This window comes from Ruminiclostridium herbifermentans (assembly GCF_005473905.2).
GTDB lineage: Bacteria > Bacillota > Clostridia > Acetivibrionales > DSM-1351 > Ruminiclostridium > Ruminiclostridium herbifermentans.
Genome location: NZ_CP061336.1, coordinates 2,090,524 through 2,113,878 on the forward strand (window position 1 = coordinate 2,090,524; position 23,355 = coordinate 2,113,878).

Here is a 23,355-nt window from a genome sequence, read left to right on the forward strand (position 1 = left end):
ATTTGTAATGGGTGACACATTTGCACCATATAATTTTATACCATTTTCAGAACGAAAAATGCAAAAACCAGATAAATTAAAGGCTTTTAATCGTTATGAAGATGGAACGTACACAGGTAACATTGAGTATACAATAGAAAATTTTACTGAGTTACATATAGGCTCCGGAAAAAAAGATATAAATAATGTAGATGAGTTTTTTAGGGATGGATATGGTAATATTGCTATTCCAGGAAGTACAATTCGTGGTATGTTACGCACAAATGCTGAAATTCTAAGCTTTTCTTATCCAGAGTTTATTGATGATGATACATATTTATATCGTACATTTGCTGATAATTGCATAAATGTTAAAGAAGAATATAGCAAAGAAATGAATGCGACAAACGATAATGGTATGCGTATTGCAGATGGAGTTAAAGCAGGGTATATTTACTGGAAAGACGAAAAACATCTTGAAATTCAACCAGTAAAAGAATTTGGTGATTCAGGGACTACATATTTTCGAATTCATGAAAATGAATTACGCAGGGCTAATTGCTTAAATAATAATGAATATATGTATTTGGAAGAGGTTGAGACCTTTGAGTTTTCAAAAAAAGAGGAATACAAAAATAAAATTGAACTTTGTTATGGAGATCTAGAGAAAATAGAAGAACTCAAAAAAGAAATAGCTGAAGAAAGTCTGAAAGAGTATGCTAAGGATTATGTACCCAAAGTGTTAAAAAAGTGGAATAATGAAAAAAAGAAAGCTGAAAATTTAAACACTGAATATAAACCATATCATCATAAAGGTATTCATTTTAATTTGGAAGGCTGCACTCCACAAATTGATAAAGATGGTAAGTATATTGGAACCCTAATTAATTCATCCTATATTGATGGTAAAACACATCATTTTTTAGTATCTGCTGATGAAGACGTTGATAAAGAACCAATTCAGATACCATTAGATTTAGCATTATCATTTTTGCAAGATTTTAATAACAGAAGTAAGCTATTAGGGAAAAATAAAGAATTCTATAATTTGCCAATGGATGGTAATAACTATCTGATAGGTAAAAAACACAAAAAATTATTTTTTTATAAATTAACAGATGAACGCTTGGTTGGATTTGGACCCACACCATATTTTCGCATATTTTATAAAAACAGTGTAATGTCATGTCTCACTCAAAAAGAAAGTACTCCTATATATGACTATGTAAAAAGTATGTTTGGATATGTGTGTGCTGACAATAATCAGGACGAGAAAGCTAAGACTGAACATTACAAGAGCAGAATAAATATAACAAATTGTATATGTACAAGAGGTGGAGATAAGTTAAAAAATTGTGAAGCAATATTGTTAGGACCTCATGGAACTTCTTTTCAATTATATTTGAACCAGATAGGAAAAAAGGTGAAAGTATCAGGCTATAATGGACTTACAACTTTCAATAGTGATGATGCTAAATTAAGAGGATATAAGTTTTATTGGAAAAGAGAAAATATTGGTAAGATATCAGATGAAATTTTGTCCAAAAGGGAAAAATTTAAAAATATTTTCACAAAATTTGAAGCCATTCAACCTAAAGCGGAGTTTACTGGAAAAATTTATTTTGAAAATCTAACGAAAGATGAATTGGGTTTGCTTATTTGTGCTTTAAAGCTAAATGAAAACGAGCAACAAACCATCGGAAAAGGAAAGCCTTATGGTTATGGAGCTATTGAAGTCAAGAAGATTAAGTTAAACTATTTTTACAAAAGCGAAGAGGATAATTCAATAAAAGAATATTTTCTAAATCCAGAAGGTATTGAAGCAAACACATTAGAAGTGACATATTCAAAAGAAAATGAAATGATTGAAGATGCATTGAATGAATTTAGAAATGCATACAAAGATAAGCTAAAAAGAGATTTTGATATAGATTTTGATAAGGACGAAATCATTCAGTTATATCAGAACGTACATAAGAGAGAAAGCAGATTATCGTATGACCGAGTTTATATGGAAATTAGCAAAAAAGAGTTTAGAAATCGTAATCCACTGCCTTGTGCAAATGAATTCTTTAATGAAGCAGGGGAATTTATAGAGCCTGTACGAATATATCCGAACTCAGAACATACAAAACAAAAAATGAGAAACAATAATATTCAAAACAAATAAATTTAAATCAATATTCTCAATATAAACTGGAAGATGTTTTTACAAACTTTAACGAAAGAGGTTTTGGATTTACAAAAGAGAAACATATTTTCGTTCATATAAGGGATGTTGTTAAAGGAAATGAATTACAAAAAGGAGACAGAATAGAATTTAATATTGGAAAAGATATGAATGAACGAGATAAAGCTATGAACGTAAGAAAAATCAATAAATGACCAATTAATTTCTGCTATATGCAGTCATATATATCCACATTCTTATATTTCAGAGTTTATATCAGCATTATTTAATCTTTACGATATATAATGCTGATATATTTATATTAAGGATTGATTTGATTGAGTAGTTTATGGAAAAAAGAAATGGAAAAAAGGAATAGATAGCTTTATATTTTTTAGTTTATACCCCCCTGCACTTTATTTCTAACTTTGTTATAATTATTTTATTGATTTGATAATATTTCAATAATTTGGATTACAATATATAAAAAAGCAGGCATAAACTGCAAAGTAATGAGAATCGGAGGACTTATATGCTTAGTATTAAAAATCTTACAAAAATTTATAAGGGTGGTAAAGTAGCTGTTTCCAATTTGTCAATAGATGTGGAGGCAGGAGATATCTATGGCTTTATTGGGCATAATGGTGCAGGAAAAACAACTACTATCAAATCTGTTGTAGGCATTATTGACTTTAATGAGGGTGATATATTAATAGACGGTGTTTCTATAAAAAAGGATCCAATACTCTGTAAATCCAAGTTTGCCTATATTCCTGATAATCCGGATTTATATGAATATCTTACAGGTATACAGTATCTGAATTTTATGGCGGATGTCTTTAGAATAAGTAAAGAAGAACGTGAAAAGCTAATTTCATTATATGCGGCTGATTTAAATATGACAAAGTCATTAGGAGACCTTATTTCCACTTATTCACACGGTATGAAGCAGAAGCTTGCTATTATTGGTGCGCTGATACACAAGCCTAAATTACTTATTCTTGATGAACCCTTTGTAGGCCTTGATCCAGAGGCAGTTGTTACCTTAAAGAAAATTATGTATGATATGTGCAAAAATGGTGTAGCTATATTCTTTTCAACTCATGTGCTTGACGTGGCGGAAAAGCTTTGTAACAAGGTAGCTATTATCAAGGAAGGTAAATTAATTGTGTCTGGTGAAACTGAAAAGCTGACTGGAGGGAAATCATTAGAAGAAGTATTTATGGAGGTGGTTGGAAATGCTAAGACAAATTCGTCAGCTGACAGCAGTTCAGCTTTATAATTTATTTGGATTTAATGAATTTCGATTTAGCAAGGATAAAAAGGTCAAAAAACGCTGGATTGGAATGACGTTAATTTGGGTGTTTTTAATCATTATGCTTTTGTCTTATGTTTCGGCCCTGTGTATAGGACTATCAACACTTGGAATGGCAAGGGTTATACCAGAATACTTATTTGTAGTCATAAGTTTTGTTATACTTTTTTTCTCGTTTTTAAAAGCTGGAAGTGTTATTTTTCAAATGAACAACTATGAAATATTAGTTTCTCTTCCTGTATCAAGAACAGCTATAGTAGTTAGCCGTTTTTTTACAATGTATATAACTAACTTGATTATGAGTTTTCTAATTATGATTCCGGGGATTTTTTTCTATGGGATGTTTGAGACTCCAAGTATTATGTTCTATATCTTTAGCGTGATAGGAACTCTATTTTTACCTCTTCTGCCAATAACCCTTGCAACTGCTATAGGGGCTGGAATTACAGCTATTAGCTCACGTATGAAGCATAAAAGCTTAATCAGTGCAATGTTAACTATTTTGTTTGCAGTTGGAATTATCCTATTTAGTTCATTGTCTGGGAATAAAATTGAAGGCTTAAGTGAAGAGGTATTAAAGAATTATGCTTCACTTATTTCCACACAAATTCAGAGCATATATCCTCCGGCTGCATGGTTTGGCAAAGCTTCTGTAAATGCAGATATAGGTTATTTTCTGCTTTTAATTATAACATCGGTTGGGATATTCTCTCTTACAATTTTCATATTGCAGCGTTACTTTACTGTCATATGTTCAACCCTTAATGCAAGTTCCGCCAAAAACAACTATTCAATGGGTGAACTTAAGACTGCATCACCAGTAAAAGCACTATTTTATAGGGAACTAAAGAGATACTTTGCTTCTAGTGTATATGTTTCAAATACATTAATTGGTTATTTACTTATGGCAATAGCTGCTGTTGCTTTGCTTATTATGGGACCAGAAAAATTAGAGGCTGCAATGGAACTGCCTGGTGTAGTAGAAAAAACATTACCTATTATTATAGGAGCAATGGGAGCAATTATGCCCACAACGGCAGCTTCTATTTCAATGGAAGGAAAACAATGGTGGATTGCAAAAACAATCCCAGTTAAAAGTAAGGATATATTCGATAGTAAAATTCTACTCAATCTTAGTATAGCATTTCCCTTTTATATAATTGCGGTTATTTTGAGTATTATAGCAGCAAAGCCTAGCTTTATTGGAGGAGTATGGATAGTCCTAATCCCAGCTGTATATATTCTTTTTTCAGCAGTTGCAGGAATTACTGTTAATTTAGCTTTACCAGTAATGAAGTGGGACAATGAGGTAACTGTAGTAAAGCAAAGTGCTTCTGCACTAGTGACAATGCTGGTTAGCTTTGTAAGTATTTTGATACCAGTAGTTGCTTTGTTCACAATAAAAAATGTTTCTGTGAATTTTATAATGGGAGCCACACTTCTTATTTTATTTGCAATTACTGGATTTTTATATGCCAGAAATAATAAAAAGCAGATTTTGAATATAGAGTAGTAAGTAGCCTTAAAGTATTAATAAAATTTATTAATAGACTTTCAACTATTCATTATTATTGATACCTTACCTAATATCATATAGACTTATAAGGTATTCAACGCTTGAGTTTATGAGTATATGTGTAAATAGGTATAACACTTAGTCTTAGCTAATGTTCGAAATTTGAAATTTAATTATAATAGTTTATGTAATTTATTTTATACATGTATTGTTATTATTAAAACCGAAAGGAAGATATATTTATGAAAAAAGTAGCATTACTATTTCCCGGACAAGGGTCTCAATATGTAGGTATGGGAAAGAGTTTACATGAAAAATACTCTGTTGTAAGAGAAACCTTTGAAGAAGCAAATGAAGTGCTGGGCTTTGATATTAGAAATCTATGCTTTGAGGGAAGTATGGAAGAACTTACAAGAACAGAAAATACTCAACCTGCAATTTTGACAACCAGTGTTGCGATGTTTAAGGTATATATGCAAGAAATAGGAGTAGAACCCTCCTACTTATGCGGACACAGTCTAGGTGAAATTACTTCATTAACATGTGCTGGGGGGATAAAGTTTAGTGATGCTATAAAAATTGTACGTAACCGCGGAAAATTTATGCAGGAAGCGGCAGCAGCTGGAATTGGTGCGATGGCAGCGGTTAGTGGTTTGGAAAAGCAAATAATTAAAGAAGAATGTCTCTTGGTAAATGGAGATAATAACCTGGTAGTTATATCCAATTATAATTCTCCTAATCAAATTGTTATATCAGGGCATAAAAATGCAGTAGAAGAAGTTGGAAAAAGACTTAAAGAAAAGGGAGGAAGAATAACACCTCTCAGTGTAAGTGCTCCATTTCATAGTCCATTAATGAAACAGGCAGCAGAGAGATTAAAAGAGGAACTTAGCAACTATGAATATAGTATACTAAAATGGCCTGTTTTGTCTAATGTAACGGCTCTGCCTTATGAGGATAGCAGTATGATTATTAAAAATCTAGAATTGCAAATCACAGAACCTGTACAATGGCAATCAATAATACAATACTTGGAAAAACAAGGAGTAGAACTTGGTATTGAACTAGGCCCTAAAGCGGTATTAAAAAATCTGATGAAGAGTAATAGCAAACTAATAAAGTGTTATGCATTTGATACAGAAGAGGATGTACTCTCATTAAAAGAAATAGCTGGTGAAAACCTAAATACAGAGGAAAAAGCTAGCAAAATAAAATTGATTGAAAAATGCATAGCCATCGCCGTTTGCACTAAAAACAGTAATTGGGATAACGATGAATATCAAAATGGAGTAGTTATTCCATACAGAAGGATTCAGGAAATGCTTTTATATTTAGAAAAGGAAGGTAAAGAGCCTACTTTAGAACAAATGCAGGACGCATTAGAGATGCTTAAATCGGTATTAAATACAAAAAGAACACCTATAAGTGAGCAAATTGAAAAGTTTAATCAAGTGTTTGACGAAAGCGGAACCCGAAGTCTGTTCCCTCAATTTATTCTTCCAGCTTGAAGTGGTGTTATAAATAGCATTTAAGTATATTTCAATACAGAAATGACGAACCTGAATTTGATTTTGGGCATTTTATTTTGCACAATGCATTGAATATAAACTGAAGATTCATCACAATATAAATAAATATTTCCTTAATTTTAACTGAAGATGAAATGGAAAGAAGTATGTTAACAGGAATTTACAAATCAAATTACCATTCAAAGCCTTGAAATTTTAACATAATTTGTTTATCGAAGTGCAATTGAAAATTTACTACTAATTAACCAGTCCTATTTTTCGCTGGTCTATTAGTAGTATTTTTTTGCTTTATTTTTTAGGCTTATATGGGGCTCTAATATACAATTGGTCCTATTGACATAAAATTACTATTAAGTTAAAATATTAAAAATTTGAATTTTTGTATAAAATGATTGATATGTAATTAACTGAAATCTTTTGATGTATAAGTATGTCTATGTTTGTAAATTATTTACTATGCTTATATTTTGGAGTTTTATTGGCGTTTGATAATGTGAGAAAAGATTATTTATTGGGGGTATTTTACATTAACTTTGTACCAGCTTAATGCTTTTTGACCAAAGTGAGTTATTGAAAGGTGTTTGTAGAAATAGTCTTAAGTTAACCTATTTCTGAAATTTTCAAATACTCAGTGGATAGTAAATTGAGTTTTTCATTTCAGAGGGGGGAATAAACAAAGAGTGGTTTGCCGTAGAGTAAAGTAGTTCTCTCTTGGGCTATCCATTTATGTACCATGATAATGAAAAAAATTCGGCTATATTAATAGCAAAGCAAATTTCCTTATCAAAAGGAAGGTGATACAGCTAAATTAACTTACTATCTAGGATTATAAGTTTTATTCAGTTAAATGATTATGGCATTCATGAAGATTTAATCTATAAAAGCAAAGCATATTTTTAAGTTTTATATAATTTGTTGAATTATAGCAGGACAAAAAATATGAAAGGGATGAGTAAAATTATTAGATATTTTCAAGATCCAAATAGTAAAGATATTAGCCGATACATGGAAATGATAAGTAGCTTGGATAGTTTTGTAAGTAAGCAAGTGGATACAGATAAAAGCAGACTTAACGGAGAAATTGAGTGTTCCTACTATGATTATTTAAAAGGGTGTAAGCTATCTCTGGAAAGCAGAGAACCCACAGAAGTCTTTGAGGAAATATCTGAGCTTTTTAAAGGAACTGTTAGATGGAATTACCCTGGAACAATGATAAATATAAATCCACCTGCTAATTTACCAGCAGCTGCAGCAGGCTCATATACTATGCTTATTAATCCTAATTTTGCACAGGACATGCTGACAGGAAATTTAATAAAGTCTGAGTTGGAAACTTGCAAATATTTAGCTGAATTGGCTGGTTGGGATTGGGAAGATTCACATGGGGTTTTTACATTTGGTGGGAAATCTACAGTTATGTATGCTGTAAAGGTAGGACTTCAGAAGTGCTCACAGGATATCAGTAAAAATGGTATAAAAGGAGACATTTTTGTTGTATCAACCAGTCAAGGGCATCCCTGCCACGCAGAAGTATGTGATTGGCTAGGGATTGGGAAAAGTAATTGTCTAAAACTGCCTGTAGATGATAACGGAAGAATGTTAATTGAAGAGTCAGAAAAAATCATTTCCGAGCGTATTAAAAAGGGTGGAATATTAGCGTGCATTCTGGCTAATGGAGGAACTACTCTGCAATTGACAGTTGATCCTATAAAAGAAGTTGTTGAAATGAGGGATAGGCTGGCTGAGAAATTTTCTCTAAATTATTTACCTCATGTACATGTGGATTCGGTTATTGGATGGACATGGTTATTTTTTGAAAACTATGATTTTAATCGGAATACACTTAGCTTTGACGCAAAGGTTTTATCAAAAATTAGGTCAATGTATTTAAGAATATCACAAATTACCTATGCCGATTCATTTGCCGCAGATTTTCACAAGACTGGTTTCTGTCCATATACATCAAGTGTTTTTATGTCCAGAGATAAAGCGCAGATATTTAAATTGGGTGATGTTCATCCAATCGAGTTAGATGAATTAGAATATGGAAATTATTCTCCGTTCCAATATACAATGGAATTGTCAAGAGCGGGAACAGGGCCTATTTCGGCACTTACTACGCTGAAGTGCTTTGGTTATGAAGGCTTTCAAAAAGTAATAGGCTCACTGATGACTGTTGGTGAATATATAAAAGACTCTCTTAAGAAGAATTGTGAGTTTGAAGTTATAAATGATAAAACAGAAGGTTTTGTAACACTATTTATAATAAAACAACCGGGAGAAAATCTGAAATATAATGATATTTCAGATATGGACAGCGAAAGTGCAGCTGGCATAGCTGAATACATTTATCATTTTTTTCTTTATTTAATTGATAAGCAGGCAAAAGGCGAGTGTTCCATTTCTTTAGAATACTCTGAGGGTTATGATGTAACAAAAAGCGGAGTTAAAATTGGAGTTCTTAAAGCATTTCCAATGTCTCCGCTTGCAAATAAAGAAAATATGACCGGTATTATAAAGGAACTTTTTGATTTAAAAATGGAATATGATAAGTGCAGAGATGATTTTTCTCCTTACGAAGTTTTACATAGACCTCGGGCATTTGTTTGCAGATAAAAAGTGATTAAAGCAGGGTTTCTAAAACAGGAGTTTTTCATTGTCATATTAATTGCAAACAAAAATGAAAATAGGTAGTGCCAATGTATGTCTTTACAGGTAAATATAGTACTGTAAAATATAGATATGGCACTATCTTCCAATTAACTTCTTCAACTTTCCTGATAAAGAAGAATTTTTTCTCTCTCTCCATTCAGTAAGGGATCTATCTACTTCCTGAAAGTGCTTATCAAGCTTAATTTCCAACTTTCGATTGCTATTTTCAATGCAAGCTCCAAGTTCTAATTTAGATTTTAATATATCTTTTGCCAAAGATTCCCTTGAGGATTGAATTTCCGCTGAAACATTGCCTAAAAGTTCATTTTTTATGGTATTTAAGGTTTCCACTATTGTGGTTAATTCTTGACTGCTTAGTTGATTAGAACTAGAATTTATTACTGCTGGCAAATTTTCACCATTAAACTTAGAGAACTGTTGCTGTTCTTCAATAATGTTTTCATCTTCGAGGATTTTCCTAATTGCTTTAAGTTCGAGTCCTTGGTCTCGCATAGTTTTAATTTGATACATTAAGTTTGCATGATTTGTTGTATAATAACGCCTGCCTCTTGAATCTTTGGGAATTTTCAGACCAAATTCTTTTTCATAAAACCTCAAAGCATGATCTGTAATATTTAAATATTCACTTAACTCCGTTATTGAATATCTTTCTTTCAAAACGTCCATAGAAAGTACCTCCTGAATCACACTAACATGATTATTTTTTCATTTGTATAAGGTGAAGTTAATTAATATGCTCATTTTTATACAACGAGGATAAATGATTTAATAACTCAACTTTCCATTGAACTTTAATTGATAAGTCTAAAAAACTTAAATTGCAACTAGGAAAGATGAATTAATGTAATAAGTTGCTTACACCTTGATATGCAAATTAGTATAACACAAGAGATATGTTGTGTAAAATATTACCAAATTATAAGCCCATTATTTCCAAGACACTTTTTATATCTTCAGGAAGCTCAGCATTAAAAATAATTTCTTTTTTAGTTTCTGGATGAAGAATTTTAGTAGTGTGAGAATGTAAAGCTTGTCTTGAAATTAGAAAATCTCTGTTATCTGAATACAGTGTATCTCCATAAATGGGGAAGCCCATTGCTTGACAGTGAACTCTAATTTGGTGTGTTCTGCCAGTTTCTAACTTAAATTTAAGCAAAGCTGTATTGTATTGTGGAGAACTCTTTAACACCTCATAGTGAGTAATAGATGGTGCCCCAGTGACTGAAATCCATCTTAGCATAATGCTTTCAGGCTTTCTTTCTATAGGTAGATTTATTGTATCCTTTTTGTTGACAGGAATACCTTGAACAATGCCTAAATACTCTTTTTCGAATATTTTATCTTGCATTTGTTGTATTAAAACATCTTGCGCAAACTGATTTTTTGCAAATATTATGATGCCGGAGGTTTCTCTGTCAAGTCTGCTAACTGGTCTGACTTTTTTTGTAATTCCTTTTTGCTTAAGATAATAAACAATTCCATTGGCAATAGTTGAATTGGGATGATTAAAGGTTGGATGAACAACAATTCCTGGCTGTTTATTAAGTACTAGAAGGCAATCATCCTCATAGATAATATCTATAGGAATATTTTGAGGTTCAATATTATCGCAGTCTTCTTCAAGTTCAAGTTCAGCTTTAAGTACCTCATTTTCGCTTACAATATAATTGGTTTTAACAGGTATATTATTTATCGTAATTTTGTTTTGTAGTTTTAGTTTATTGATAAACTTTGTGGAAAGCTGCAACCTATTTCTTAAAATAAACCTTACAGGCTTTCCTACATCATTTTTGTCTATAGTATGTTCTAATATCATATTAACCTCCATGCCATATATTGCACTCACGTACTATTTCAATAAAACATTGGTATATAGAAAATGTTATTTTTTCAACCCATTTACTCAAAAATGCACAATGCCAGCACTAACTTTAATTTCGAGTTGTAAAGTATTTTGCTGGTGCTAACAGCAATGAAAAAATAAGTGAAAAGACACTTGTGGCTTTACTCTACTCAAAAAAGCACAATGCTGTCACTAACTTTGTTCTCGAGATGTAAAGCATATTTATTATACAGTTTAAAAGCCGTTATGAAAAGAAGCTGGAAGAACAATATTATTAAGTTATTTCAATTGAGTTATTTCAGCATCAATAGTCATATTTGATTTTTTCTTAATAATGTGATAATTTATAAAACTGCAGAAAATATAAAGATAAAATATGGTTATATACTTGGCAATGGTATATAATGCTTATAGGAAAAATGCTCAACATTAAAATGGTTTAATTATTATAATTTTCGATATAAATTTAAGTATGGGCAAAGCAAAAACTAATAGAAAAAGAGGATTGTATTAAATGAATTCAAGCACAATAGAATATCTAAAGAAAAATTTTGAAATAGACGATAAGGTTATTGAAATGGCAGAGCAGGCAGAGAAGGATGCAAAGCTTGTATTTGAACGTATAGATGAAATTAAGCAAATAAATCAGCTAAAAGTAATTAAGGCAATGCAGGATAATAAACTCAGCGATTCACATTTTAATGGAACAACGGGCTATGGCTATGACGACAGAGGAAGAGATGTGTTAGACAGCGTATATGCTGATGTGTTTTGTGCTGAGGACGCACTTGTAAGACATCATATTGTTTCAGGAACTCAAGCATTAGCATTGTGTCTGTTTGGAAATTTAAGACCAGGTGATGAACTGGTTGCTGTTACAGGAAAGCCATATGATACACTTGAAGAGGTAATTGGCATTAGGGGAGAAAACTGTGGTTCCCTGAAAGAATTTGGAGTAACCTACAAACAGGTGAACTTAATGCCGGATGGCAAACCTAATTTAGAGCAAATTAAAGCTACTGTTTCTCCTAAAACAAAAATGGCTATGATTCAGCGCTCTAGAGGCTATTCATGGAGAGATGCACTGTGCATTGAGGATATAAAAAATATAGTTGATACTATTAAAGCAATAAATACAGATATTATTATAATGGTGGACAATTGCTACGGTGAATTTGTTGAAGAGGTTGAGCCAACTCAAGTTGGAGCAGATATTATTGCAGGTTCACTTATTAAAAATCCCGGGGGTGGACTGGCAGTTACAGGAGGCTATATTGCTGGAAAGCGCCAATTGGTTGAGCAATGTGCCTATAGATTGACGTCACCAGGCTTAGGTAAAGAGGTTGGCGCATCTCTTGGAAACAATAGGCTAATGTTTCAGGGATTATTTATGGCGCCTCATGTAGTGTCGGAGAGCCTTAAAGGAGCAGTATTTTGTGCTGCACTAATGAAACTAGCAGGCTTTGAAATATTACCGTCACTTGAGGCAAAAAGAAGTGACATAATACAGGCAGTCAAGTTTAATAATGCAGATAGCTTAATTGCCTTTTGTCAGGGGATTCAAAAGGGCTCTCCTGTTGATTCCTATGTAACACCTCAGCCGTGGGACATGCCAGGTTACGATTCACAGGTTATTATGGCGGCAGGTGCCTTTGTTCAAGGCTCTTCAATAGAATTAAGTGCAGATGCGCCAATTAAAGAGCCTTATATCGCATACATGCAGGGTGGATTAGTATATGAGCATGTCAAATTGGGAAACATGATAGCATTACAGAAGCTAATTAATCAAGGAATGGTAAAATAGATTTTATTTTAGGAGGCAAGCAAATGAAGGGTGTATTCAAAAAGCAGAGTGTTAAAATAGGTACACTTATTTTGATAGTGTTTTTATTGATATACCTTCCAGCATTGCTCTATATTGTTAATAGTAATGGCGTTAAAACAGATTTACTGAGAATTGGAACAATAGAAGAAATACAAAATATAGATGGTGTTTTTGTGCGAAATGAAGAGGTTATTAATTCACCAGATACAGGTAGCTGCGTTATGGATGCTGCTGAAGGGGAAAAGGTACCTGCCTATTATAGAATTGCATCGGTAGTTAAGAATGTACCTGTTTCCACGTATGAAGAATTAAAAAAGAAGGAATTAGAAATAGCTAGAGCACAAGAGGCACAACGGGAGAATGTATCCAAGTTTTCAGGCGATTTAAATAAAATGGATAACGAAATAATAAGCAAGGTAAAGGAATTAGCCCAGCAATCAGTTAGAGGAAGCTTGGTTGAAAGCAATGATACAATTAATAAAATAAACAGTATTGTTTATAAAAAGTCAGATGTTTTTGGTGATAACAGTAAATCAGCAGCATATATTAACAAATTGAAAAATGAAAAGGCTGCTATTGAAAACAAATTAAATAAAAATATTGTAGAAGTAAAAACAAATTCAGCAGGTTTAATATCCTTTGCGGTTGATGGGTATGAAAGCGTTCTGACTCCTGATTCTATAAGAAATACTACTCCCAAAACATTAGATATGATAATTACAAAAGAGACAAACAGAGATTTTAATATAATAGATGCTAAGAAGGGAAAACCTATAGCAAAGCTGGTTAAGGGCTTAGAAAGTTATTTTATAGCAGCAGTAAATGAAAGTGAAAGCAGCGATTTTGCCTTAGATAGAAATGTAACAATTAGGATAAATGATACAGGTTACAGCATGGATTCAAAAATAATTTACAGTTCAGATGTTATTGATGGTAAAAGAATTATTGCATTTAGATTTGATACTGGACTAAATGAAACTGTTGGGCTAAGGAGAATAAATGCTGATATTGTTTTATCAAGTTCAAGCGGATTAAAGGTTCCACACAGCTGCTTGATGAACATTGATAAGAAAAATAGGACTGCTGAAATATTCTTGGTAGATGGTATGACTGCAAAAAAAGTAAAAGTTCGTATTAATGGCATGAATAGCGATGCAGTAATTATTGATGAGATTGATGGACAAACATCAGTTTTATTATACAAAAAATATATATTAAATCCATTAAATATACAGGAGGGGCAGATAATAAATTGATTGATTTAAGTATTAAAGAAAATCTAGACAATGTATTGTCAAGAATTAAGGCGGCTGCTGAGAAAAGCGGAAGAAAAGCCGAAGATATAAAATTAATCGCTGTTACAAAGACTGTTGATGTTGAAAGAATTAAAAGTGTATATAATTATGGAATTTTAGATATGGGGGAAAATAGAGTTCAAGAACTTCTTGAAAAATATGATAAGCTTTCATCTGAATGCAGATGGCATTTAATTGGACATTTACAGACAAACAAAGTCAAATATATTGTCGATAAAGTGGATTTGATACATTCTGTAGATAGTATCCAATTGGCTAAAGAAATCCACTCTAGAGCATCAAAAATTGGCAAAAAAATGAATATTTTAGTGCAGGTAAATGTCTCTGGTGAGGAGAGTAAGTTTGGCATTAGTCCTCAGGAGGTAAATGAATTTATTAAAATAATTTCTGAATATGGTAATATTTCCGTAAGAGGATTGATGACAATTGCTCCATATGCTGAAAATACAGAGGATATAAGGGATGTTTTTAAAAAACTTTATAGCATATATATTGACATAAAGCAGAAAAAATTAGATAATGTTAGTATGGATTATCTTTCCATGGGTATGAGTAACGATTTTGAAGTTGCAATTGAAGAGGGTGCGAATGTTGTCAGAATTGGTACTGACATATTTGGAAAGAGAGATTATACTAAAGTGTAATTTACATTTTACAAGATAAATTACATAAGGATCACATAAGGATAAAAATATAATTTACAAAAGATGCAGGAGGTATTTGAAATGTCAAAACTTCTTAATAAGGTGTTCAATTTCGTTGGATGGGAAGCTATAGATGATGAGGATTTAGATCTTCAGGAAGAAACCTATAACGATACCAAAAACGAGCCTATTCAAACACACTTTTTTAACAATTCTAAGAAGCAGCAGTCTGGTAAGGTAGTAAATATTCATAATGGAAATCAGTTCAAGATGGTTGTTGCTCAACCAGATACCTTTGATGATGCAAAGTATATTTGTGATCACTTAAAGAGCAATAAGCCTGTTGTTATCAATCTAGAGGGAATTGAAAAGCAGGATGCTCAGAGGATTATTGATTTCTTGAGCGGATCTATTTATGCACTTGATGGTTCAATCCAGAAGGTTTCCTGTGATATATTTGTAATAGCTCCAAACAGTGTAGATGTTAGTGGAGATTTAGATGACGAGATTAAAAACAAGACAGTTTTTCCATGGGCTAAATAGTTTATAATGTAATTATTGGAGGATATTTGATGTACGCAATTTATATAGCAGTTGACTATGTATTAAAGATATTTGAAATTGCTCTTATTGCAAGAGTGTTATTGTCATGGCTGCCTATATCCAAAAACAATAAGCTTGTGGATTTGCTGTATATGATTACGGAACCTATACTAGCCCCTATACGTGGTATGCTCAGAAGATCAAGTTTTTTGAACAACTCAATGTTGTCAATGATTGATTTTTCTCCGATAGTTGCTTTTTTACTATGTGATGTGGTTAGGAATTTGATAATTATGGTTTTTAGATTATTATGGTGATTTTTTAGATATTAGATAAATATATGGATAAAAATATACTAATTAAAATGGTTTCAAAGATTGAGGATAAGGTACTGGTTTCCAGACTTTTAGATAAAGTTGAACAATGCCGTTATTCCTCTTTTGTGTACTCGGATTTTCTTTCTCCTTATGAAGCGGCTATTGCCAAGCGCATTTTGGACAAGGTAAGTGATGTTTTTTATACGTTTACAGGCGGATATGAGGGTGCAGAAAGAGTGATAGCTGTAATTAGCACTGATATTATTGATCAGGATATTGTGCTTAGCAATTCTCCTTTGAGTTTTTTAAGAATTACTCCTTCAATGGAGAAACCATTATCTCATCGAGACTATTTAGGTTCTCTGATGGGACTTGGCATAAAAAGAGAGAAAATTGGCGATATTTTAGTTTGCCAATCTCATGCAGATGTTTTTTTAATTGATAAAATTGCAGAATATATTTTATACAATTTGGACAAAATTGGGAATGTAAAGGTTAGCTGTGAATTATTGAACTTGTATGAGTATACTCCTCCTCAAAAGAAGGAAAAAGTTATTAATACCACAGTAGCTTCCCTAAGAGCTGATTCAATTGCAGCTAGTGGATTTGGTGTTTCAAGAACAAAGGTCTTAGAATATTTTAAAGCGCAAAGAGTTAATGTTAATTGGGAAGTTGTTCAAAATCCTTCAAAGCAATTATCAGAAGGAGATACAATATCTATTCGGGGTAAAGGCAGGATAGTTTTAGAAAAAGTAGTTGGAACTACCAAGAAGGATAGAATTAGTATAGTGATTAAAAAATTTGAATAAATAATGCCAACAAAAATATTCTATTTAGATTTTTTTAGATTAGCAAGTTTTTTGCGAAAACTTTTACACATACATTCACTCAATCAACCTAAAATTTTGCATTTATGAAAGGATGCGTGACTATGAATTATACTCCTAATGATCTTGACAATATGAAGTTTAAGAAGAGTTTTAGAGGTTATGATGAAGACCAGGTTAATAGTGTTTTAGACAATGTAATTCAGGATTATGAGCTTTACATAAAAGAAAATATAGAGCTTAAAGATAGGATTTCTGTTTTAAATGAGGGAATTCAACACTATAAGAACATTGAAGAATCTCTTCAAAACACTTTGATAGTTGCACAGCAAACAGGTGAGGAAATAAAGAAGAACTCATATGAGAAGGCTGAAAATATAATCAAAGAAGCTGAACTCAGGGCTCAAAAGATAATAAATGATGCAAATCAAGAAGTAATAAAAATCCGTTTTGAGTATGAGGAAATGAAGAAGAGACTTCACCTTTTCAAAACTAAATCTGAGACTTTAATATTATCTCAGCTTGAGTTATCAAAACAATTATTTAGTGATGATACTGATTTAGAGTAATTATATTTGAATTATGTTTGCTAATATAAACTTTGGATTAAATATTTGTAATTGTTTTATGTAATATAGGAAATTTATATATACAACCTACGCGAAATTATTTTAATAACATGCGAAGGGGAGTTGAAGATAAACCCCATTATTTTTATATTGTAATTAGTTAATCATTTTTTGTAACAATGTAAAGATTGATAAATTTCCTTTATTTAATATATTATGGTTTTATCGTGTTGGTAAAAAATATCATTTAATGTAAGTATTTCCTATATATGAGGTATCAATTGAGTTTTCTTTTAAGTGTAAATAACTTCTGCCTTGTTTACACGTTGCTGGTGTAATGAAATTTCTTAAAAGAAAAAATTTTATATAGTATTTTGATGCTAATAGTAATTTTTAAGGTTTAATAAATAATTGTGCTACTGTGCCTTAAATTAGCTAATGTTCTTTATGTTTTTTTATTATAGTTTTATCGTTCATTAACTCATATTTGAAATTGTATATGTAATTATCAATTCAGGATTAAATCTTTGATTAGTGAAAAGCTGTTTTGTTTAGCAATTTGATGTAAGCTGCAATAACAATTCGATTTGTTTTTTTGTTTTCTTATCAATTATTCCACCTAAAAGAGCTTTATTAATGTAATTTTCAATTTCATTGTTAGTTTGGTATTTCCTGATTTCAATAAGAACTCCTAATATATCTGTAAGTATAGGTTTTCGCATAGTTTCTTTAATATCAAGTATTTCTATAGACATAAGTTTTGCGGCAATTAAAATATGAAGATGTTTTTTAAAAGGTATTATTTTGTTTAGAGATTGAATGCATTGACGAATTGTTATTGGCTTCTCATCATTTAAAAGCATTAGGTAACTGGAAATACTATTATTAATTTTGTTTTGGCTATCCCATCTTACGTTTTCGGCGAGAAGCATTGCGCCTAGACTTCTTTGATATGAGTTTTCATTTTTCAGCTTCTCATTAAATGTATCCCAATATAAATACACATCATTACAATAAATAGAACGATTTTGAAGTAAAAGAAAAGCAGCATATCTTATTTTATCATTTTTCTCATTAAGGAGTTCAATAAGAAGAGAAATATCATTTTTGTCAATTGTTTTTGCTAGTTCTGGCAATTCATCCTTTTCAAGAGAAAGAAGTATGTCAACTTTTTTCATAGCTATTATCCTCCTAAGCTAATTATGGTTATAAAAATGATGATTACTAGCGGAGATACTAAGATATAAAGAAGTAAGTGATTTTTGCAGTATAAATTAATTCTTGCGGGCTAAACACATTTTCTCTGCTATTAAGTTATTCATTTTTAATGTTATTTCCATAATTATACACTATTATATTAAAATGGAACAAGTTGCATCATCAATTTTATGTTAAAGTTTATAAAAGCATTTGCCGAACATTGTACTATAAAATACTGAATAGTAACAATTGTTAGTAAGGTTAGTTGGAAGGCATAAAACCCGTGTTGGTTGGGTGGTCCAAAACTGTTGGTTGGGCAGCCCAAAACCCGTTCTAGATAATAAGTGAGAAATGTGGTATAATTTCGTTTGAATGTTACATAGCCAAACTAACATAGCTATTAAGCTAATACTGTTAATAAATATGAGAGGTGCACAAATGCAAGTCAAAAAAACACAAAAGAAGAGAAAATATAGAAGAGTTGAAAGTGGTTTTTCAAAATACAAAAATGAAATATTGGGCTTAATTCTATTTGCATTTGGGATTTTGGCGCTGTTTAGCTTTATTTTTTCAAATTCCATGGGTGTTTTTGGTAATGGAATTACTAATTTAATGCTTGGATTTTTAGGTATAACGGCTTATGTATGCCCATTTATATTTATTGTATATGGGGTTGCAATGATATTTAAAAAGAATACTCATATATTTGAACTACGAGTTATTTATTTTAGTGTATTAATTGTTTTATTATCAGCGTTTATGCAGGTGGCAATATTTGATTATGATGAATATACAGGAAGAACATTTTTTAGAAGTATTGCTAATTTTTATAGTCAGGGAACAAAAGCTGAAGGTGGCGGAGTATTAGGCGGATTGCTTAGTTTACCTTTGTTGATGACATTTCAAGTTTTAGGTACAATTATTATTTTGACAACCATATCAATAATTGATGTTATTTTATTAACAAATGTTTCGATGGCTGCATTTCTTAGAAAGGTATCTGCATATTTTTCAAAAAAAATTAAAGCTTCAAATGAGAAAAGAAAAATAAGAAAAGCTGAAAGGCAAAAAGAAATTGAAGAATACACTGAACTTGCTGATGAAGCAATACAAAATGAAGATCTTGATAACAAGAAAAAGATAATTAATTTCAAAATAGAGAGAGAAAACAGAGCAAATAAAGTGCGTAAAAAGTTAAGCCAGGATGAAGCTGCTGGCGAATCAGATGGTTCTGTCTCAATTGATGAAGCTTCCGATATTATTAATGAAAACAATGAGCATGAGGAATTTACAGTTAGCTTTACAGGCTTTAATGAACTTGCTGATGAGCTGGTTATTTCGGATATTAATAAAGCAAACTTTTCTAATGACAATGACGATAACCTAAACCAAAATGAAGATAATAACCACAATGATTATATAGAGAATAATCAAAATGAAAAGGATATATTGGAAATGGATACAGATTCGACTGCTTCCAACATGTCTGATAATGAAATTCTAACTAATTCAAATGATGATAATGCTCAGGACGACGGTGAAGTGACAATACCGCCTATTGAGGTAAAACCAATAGTATACAATTATCCTTCTGTTGATTTGTTAGATGCAAGCAAAGAAGATTTATCTAATGTTAAGGCGCTAAAAAATATTGCACTAGAGGGTGCAAAGAAGCTTGAGGATACACTTAAGAGCTTTGGAGTTGAGGCAAGAGTTATAAATATCAGCCGTGGACCAGCAGTTACAAGGTATGAACTGCAGCCTAGTCCTGGTGTTAAGGTAAGTAAGATTGTAAATCTATCTGATGATATAGCGTTAAATCTTGCTGCTGCTGGTGTTAGGATAGAGGCTCCAATTCCAGGGAAAGCAGCTGTAGGAATTGAAGTGCCAAATAAAGAAATGTCGGCGGTTTTATTAAGGGATATTCTTGAGTCCAAAGAGTTTACAAATCATCCATCAAAGCTTGCATTTTCTGTTGGAAAAGATATTTCTGGAGAAACGGTTGTAGCTGACATCGGAAAAATGCCTCATTTATTAGTAGCAGGTGCAACTGGTTCAGGAAAGAGTGTTTGTATAAACAGTCTTATTATGAGTATTTTATTTAAAGCATCACCAGAGGAAGTAAAGCTTTTATTGGTAGACCCAAAGGTTGTTGAGTTGGGTATTTACAATGGAATTCCTCATTTACTTATTCCTGTGGTTACAGACCCTAAAAAGGCAGCGGGGGCTTTAAATTGGGCTGTACAGGAAATGATTAATAGATATAAGTTGTTTGCAGATAAAGGAGTTAGGGATTTAAAGGGGTATAATGCTATGCTCAAGGCAAATGATGAACAAGGCATATTACCTCAGATTGTTATAATTGTAGATGAACTTGCTGACCTTATGATGGCAGCACCAAACGATGTTGAGGATGCAATATGCCGATTAGCTCAGATGGCAAGAGCGGCTGGAATGCATTTAGTTATAGCCACACAGAGACCTTCTGTAGATGTAATAACTGGTGTTATCAAAGCCAATATACCATCAAGAATCTCTTTCGCAGTATCTTCTCAGGTAGACTCTAGAACAATACTTGATATGGGTGGAGCCGAGAAGCTGCTTGGCAGGGGAGATATGCTCTTTTATCCTGTTGGAGAACCAAAACCTTTAAGAGTTAAAGGTTCATTTGTATCTGATACTGAGGTTGAAAGAGTTGTTGAGTACATAAAAACGCAGGGATACTCGTCATATGATGAAAATATTATTGAAAAAATAAATGACAGCAATGTGGGAAATGATGCTAATTCAGGTGATAATGATGCTCTCTTGAATCAGGCAATAGATATGGTTGTTGATGCAGGACAAGCATCTGTTTCTCTTATACAAAGAAAGTTTAAGGTTGGATATTCTAGAGCAGCGAGGATAATTGATCAGATGGAAGCGAGAAACATTGTTGGTCGCTTTGAAGGCAGTAAGCCTCGTCAAGTGCTGATTACCAAGCAGCAATGGATTGAGATGCAAATGAGTGAACAAAAAAGTGAAAAACAGGAAACTCAACAACAAGCAAAGTAAATATTATTTCCCCAAAATTAATATAACTGCAATATTCGGAATATATATCATAGTAGAATTTTTTACAATGCAAAAAGCATTGGCAAAAAAGTGTTTCAACTAGCTGTAATTTGCAAAAGATTCTAATAAAATACACGCGGGGGGTGCTTTATGTTCCTATTAACTTCATTCAATATGCTTATAATAGTTTTATTAATTGCATATGTGTTTTACAGGCTTATTAAAACTAAAAGTATTGTTTCGCTCATTTCATTTACATTGCAGTTATCGGCTCTGACAATTGTACTGCTTTCAGTAATAAATGGAGTTCAAACAAGTACAGGGGTGGAACTTTTTTATATTACCTTTGGAATAGTTATTCCATGCTGTATAGTAGCTTTTGATTATTACACAATGATTAAAAAAGTTAAGGTAAAAGGAAGCTATGAAGGCTTAATAACAGTTGATAAAAGTGAAAAAAATGAAATTAATAGTTCTTCTGAAATAATGAGTGTCTTACCAAATGATTTATTTGTAGATGAAACTATATCAGAACTTGTACGACTTCAAGAAGATTTACTTAAGGGCATGAAAAAAAAGTTGGTACAAGCTGAGGCGTATTATAATGACAGTAATTACGATGCTGCATATGAAATTAATAGCAATCTTATTGGCCTTTGCAGCACATCGTCAAATTTATATTTCAGCTTAGGCAACGCTAGCTTCAAGAAGGGTCTTCTTAGCGAAGCTCTTTCACATTATAGAAAAGTACTTGAACTTAATGAACAACTACTCTCCAAAATCCAGAAAACCAGTTCCGTGGATTCTTCAACTAAAGAGTATGTTTCAAATATTAAATTTAAAGAATATCTTGTTTATTATAATATTGGAGTTACATATTTAAATATGGGGAAAGTAGATTTTGCCCTAGAGAATTTTGAAAAATCCTTGAAAATTAATCCTTCATTTGATAGTGCAAAGGAAGGCGTTGGAAGGGTACTAGTGCAAAATGGTAAAAACAGCGAAGCAGTCAAATATTATGAAGATATTCTTGAAAAGGATAGCAGTAACTATACAGTAGGGCTATTGTTGGGTAAACTGTTTGTTGATATGAAAGATGCTGACAGAGCTCAAGAGTGCTTTGAACAGTGTATAAAAAATAAGCCTGATGTACCAGATGCTTATACAGAGCTTGGCAGGCTGTTTATGTCTCAGAAAAAATTTGCAAATGCTGCTAAATTATATAAAAAGTATATCGGCATAAGGGAAGATGATTTCAACGGGCACTATAACCTTGCAGGTTGCTATTATCAGACTCAAGAGTATAAAAAAGCTATTTCAGAGTATCAGAAGGCAATTATGTTGAATGCTAAGAGCTATAGCAGCTTGTTTAATATGGCTTTAATATATGAAGAAACAAAGGAATATGATAAGGCTATTGAATGTTATGAAAATTCAATATCAATAAAACCCGATTTTATAGATGCTTATAACAATCTTGGTATTTTGTTTTCTAAGCAGCACAGGCAGTTTGAGGCTTTGGCAATTTATGCAAAGGGCATAAAGGCAAGTCCAGCAAACTATAAATTATACTATAATATGGGCGTTGTGCTATTTGATTTGAGAAGGTATGAGGATGCAGCAGATGCATTCAATAGGGCAATTGAGATTAATCCTGAGGACAATGAAGTTTACTATTATCTTGGTGCTGCATTAACAGAACTAAAACAGTATGACAATGCTATTAAGGCATATGGAAAGGCTCTTAACGAGGATATGACTGATGGCGAACTATACTATAATATTGCAGCGGTTTATGCATTAATGAAAAAGCAGGATATTGCAATTGATAATTTGAAAAAGGCCATAAACATTAATCCAAATATAAAGAAGGAAATCTTTCAAAATAGAGTGTTTGACTATATATTGATGAATTCGGATTTTATGGAGATGATATCATAAACTAAGTAAACTGTTACGAGTATACAACTTTAATAAATTGGATACTTGATTAAAGATATTGCTTGAATTTGTGGGTGAAAAATAGTTGATTCTA

Annotated in this window: 18 protein-coding genes; 15 read left to right on the plus strand and 3 right to left on the minus strand. The window is 31.9% G+C overall.

From position 1 onward, the window contains the following. Positions 1–7: 7 nt before the first annotated feature. From EHE19_RS08705 to EHE19_RS08730, 6 genes are all read left to right on the plus strand, one after another. Complete coding sequence (locus EHE19_RS08705) at positions 8–2,149, plus strand: TIGR03986 family type III CRISPR-associated RAMP protein (protein ID WP_137696310.1); 2,142 nt, start codon at positions 8–10, stop codon at positions 2,147–2,149. Between the two features lie 26 nt (positions 2,150–2,175). Then, complete coding sequence (locus EHE19_RS20140) at positions 2,176–2,364, plus strand: cold shock domain-containing protein (protein ID WP_425314309.1); 189 nt, start codon at positions 2,176–2,178, stop codon at positions 2,362–2,364. Positions 2,365–2,681: 317 nt separating this feature from the next. After that, a complete protein-coding gene (locus tag EHE19_RS08715) occupies positions 2,682–3,431 on the plus strand; it encodes an ABC transporter ATP-binding protein (protein ID WP_137696309.1) in 750 nt (249 codons plus the stop codon). Beyond that, positions 3,388–4,977, plus strand: a complete 1,590-nt coding sequence (locus EHE19_RS08720; RefSeq protein ID WP_137696308.1) for a hypothetical protein — start codon at positions 3,388–3,390, stop codon at positions 4,975–4,977. Before EHE19_RS08715 ends, EHE19_RS08720 begins: the two co-directional genes overlap by 44 nt. Before the next feature lie 245 nt (positions 4,978–5,222). Continuing rightward, positions 5,223–6,488, plus strand: coding sequence for an ACP S-malonyltransferase (fabD, locus tag EHE19_RS08725; protein WP_137696307.1), 1,266 nt, complete (start codon positions 5,223–5,225; stop codon positions 6,486–6,488). 960 nt (positions 6,489–7,448) lie between these two features. Further along, positions 7,449–9,125 (plus strand): pyridoxal-dependent decarboxylase, encoded by a 1,677-nt coding sequence (locus EHE19_RS08730; RefSeq protein WP_137696306.1) that lies wholly within the window; start codon positions 7,449–7,451, stop codon positions 9,123–9,125. Positions 9,126–9,257: 132 nt separating this feature from the next. On the opposite strand, the gene EHE19_RS08735 is transcribed toward EHE19_RS08730, so the two are convergent. After that, positions 9,258–9,848, minus strand: coding sequence for a MerR family transcriptional regulator (locus EHE19_RS08735; protein ID WP_137696305.1), 591 nt, complete (start codon positions 9,846–9,848; stop codon positions 9,258–9,260). Between the two features lie 250 nt (positions 9,849–10,098). Then, positions 10,099–10,998 (minus strand): RluA family pseudouridine synthase, encoded by a 900-nt coding sequence (locus tag EHE19_RS08740; RefSeq protein ID WP_137696304.1) that lies wholly within the window; start codon positions 10,996–10,998, stop codon positions 10,099–10,101. Between the two features lie 541 nt (positions 10,999–11,539). Between EHE19_RS08740 and EHE19_RS08745 the strand changes: the two genes are divergently transcribed. The 7 genes from EHE19_RS08745 to EHE19_RS08775 all read left to right on the plus strand — a co-directional run bounded on the left by EHE19_RS08745 (position 11,540) and on the right by EHE19_RS08775 (position 17,066). Further along, positions 11,540–12,829 (plus strand): methionine gamma-lyase family protein, encoded by a 1,290-nt coding sequence (locus tag EHE19_RS08745; protein ID WP_137696303.1) that lies wholly within the window; start codon positions 11,540–11,542, stop codon positions 12,827–12,829. Between the two features lie 23 nt (positions 12,830–12,852). Further along, entirely contained in the window at positions 12,853–14,106 is a 1,254-nt protein-coding gene (locus EHE19_RS08750; protein WP_137696302.1) for a biotin/lipoyl attachment domain-containing protein, read from the plus strand. Beyond that, positions 14,103–14,810, plus strand: a complete 708-nt coding sequence (locus tag EHE19_RS08755) for a YggS family pyridoxal phosphate-dependent enzyme (RefSeq protein ID WP_137696301.1) — start codon at positions 14,103–14,105, stop codon at positions 14,808–14,810. Before EHE19_RS08750 ends, EHE19_RS08755 begins: the two co-directional genes overlap by 4 nt. Positions 14,811–14,891: 81 nt before the next feature. Next, positions 14,892–15,353 (plus strand): cell division protein SepF, encoded by a 462-nt coding sequence (locus EHE19_RS08760; protein ID WP_137696300.1) that lies wholly within the window; start codon positions 14,892–14,894, stop codon positions 15,351–15,353. A 29-nt stretch (positions 15,354–15,382) separates the two neighbouring features. Then, positions 15,383–15,670: a YggT family protein gene (locus tag EHE19_RS08765; protein WP_137696299.1), complete on the plus strand. Its 288-nt coding sequence runs from the start codon at positions 15,383–15,385 to the stop codon at positions 15,668–15,670. Positions 15,671–15,693: 23 nt separating this feature from the next. Further along, positions 15,694–16,479 (plus strand): YlmH family RNA-binding protein, encoded by a 786-nt coding sequence (locus EHE19_RS08770; RefSeq protein ID WP_137696298.1) that lies wholly within the window; start codon positions 15,694–15,696, stop codon positions 16,477–16,479. A gap of 122 nt (positions 16,480–16,601) precedes the next feature. Continuing rightward, the gene (locus EHE19_RS08775) at positions 16,602–17,066 is read left to right on the plus strand and encodes a DivIVA domain-containing protein (RefSeq protein ID WP_137696297.1); all 465 of its coding nucleotides are present in this window, start codon (positions 16,602–16,604) and stop codon (positions 17,064–17,066) included. 551 nt (positions 17,067–17,617) lie between these two features. Here the strand turns inward: EHE19_RS08775 and EHE19_RS08780 are convergent. Then, the gene (locus tag EHE19_RS08780; RefSeq protein ID WP_137696296.1) at positions 17,618–18,244 is read right to left on the minus strand and encodes a hypothetical protein; all 627 of its coding nucleotides are present in this window, start codon (positions 18,242–18,244) and stop codon (positions 17,618–17,620) included. 460 nt (positions 18,245–18,704) lie between these two features. On the opposite strand from EHE19_RS08780, the gene EHE19_RS08785 reads away from it, so the two are divergent. Next, positions 18,705–21,320, plus strand: a complete 2,616-nt coding sequence (locus EHE19_RS08785; RefSeq protein ID WP_137696295.1) for an FtsK/SpoIIIE family DNA translocase — start codon at positions 18,705–18,707, stop codon at positions 21,318–21,320. 150 nt (positions 21,321–21,470) lie between these two features. After that, on the plus strand, positions 21,471–23,261 hold the full coding sequence (locus tag EHE19_RS08790) for a tetratricopeptide repeat protein (RefSeq protein WP_137696294.1): 1,791 nt from the start codon (positions 21,471–21,473) through the stop codon (positions 23,259–23,261). Positions 23,262–23,355: the final 94 nt, after the last annotated feature.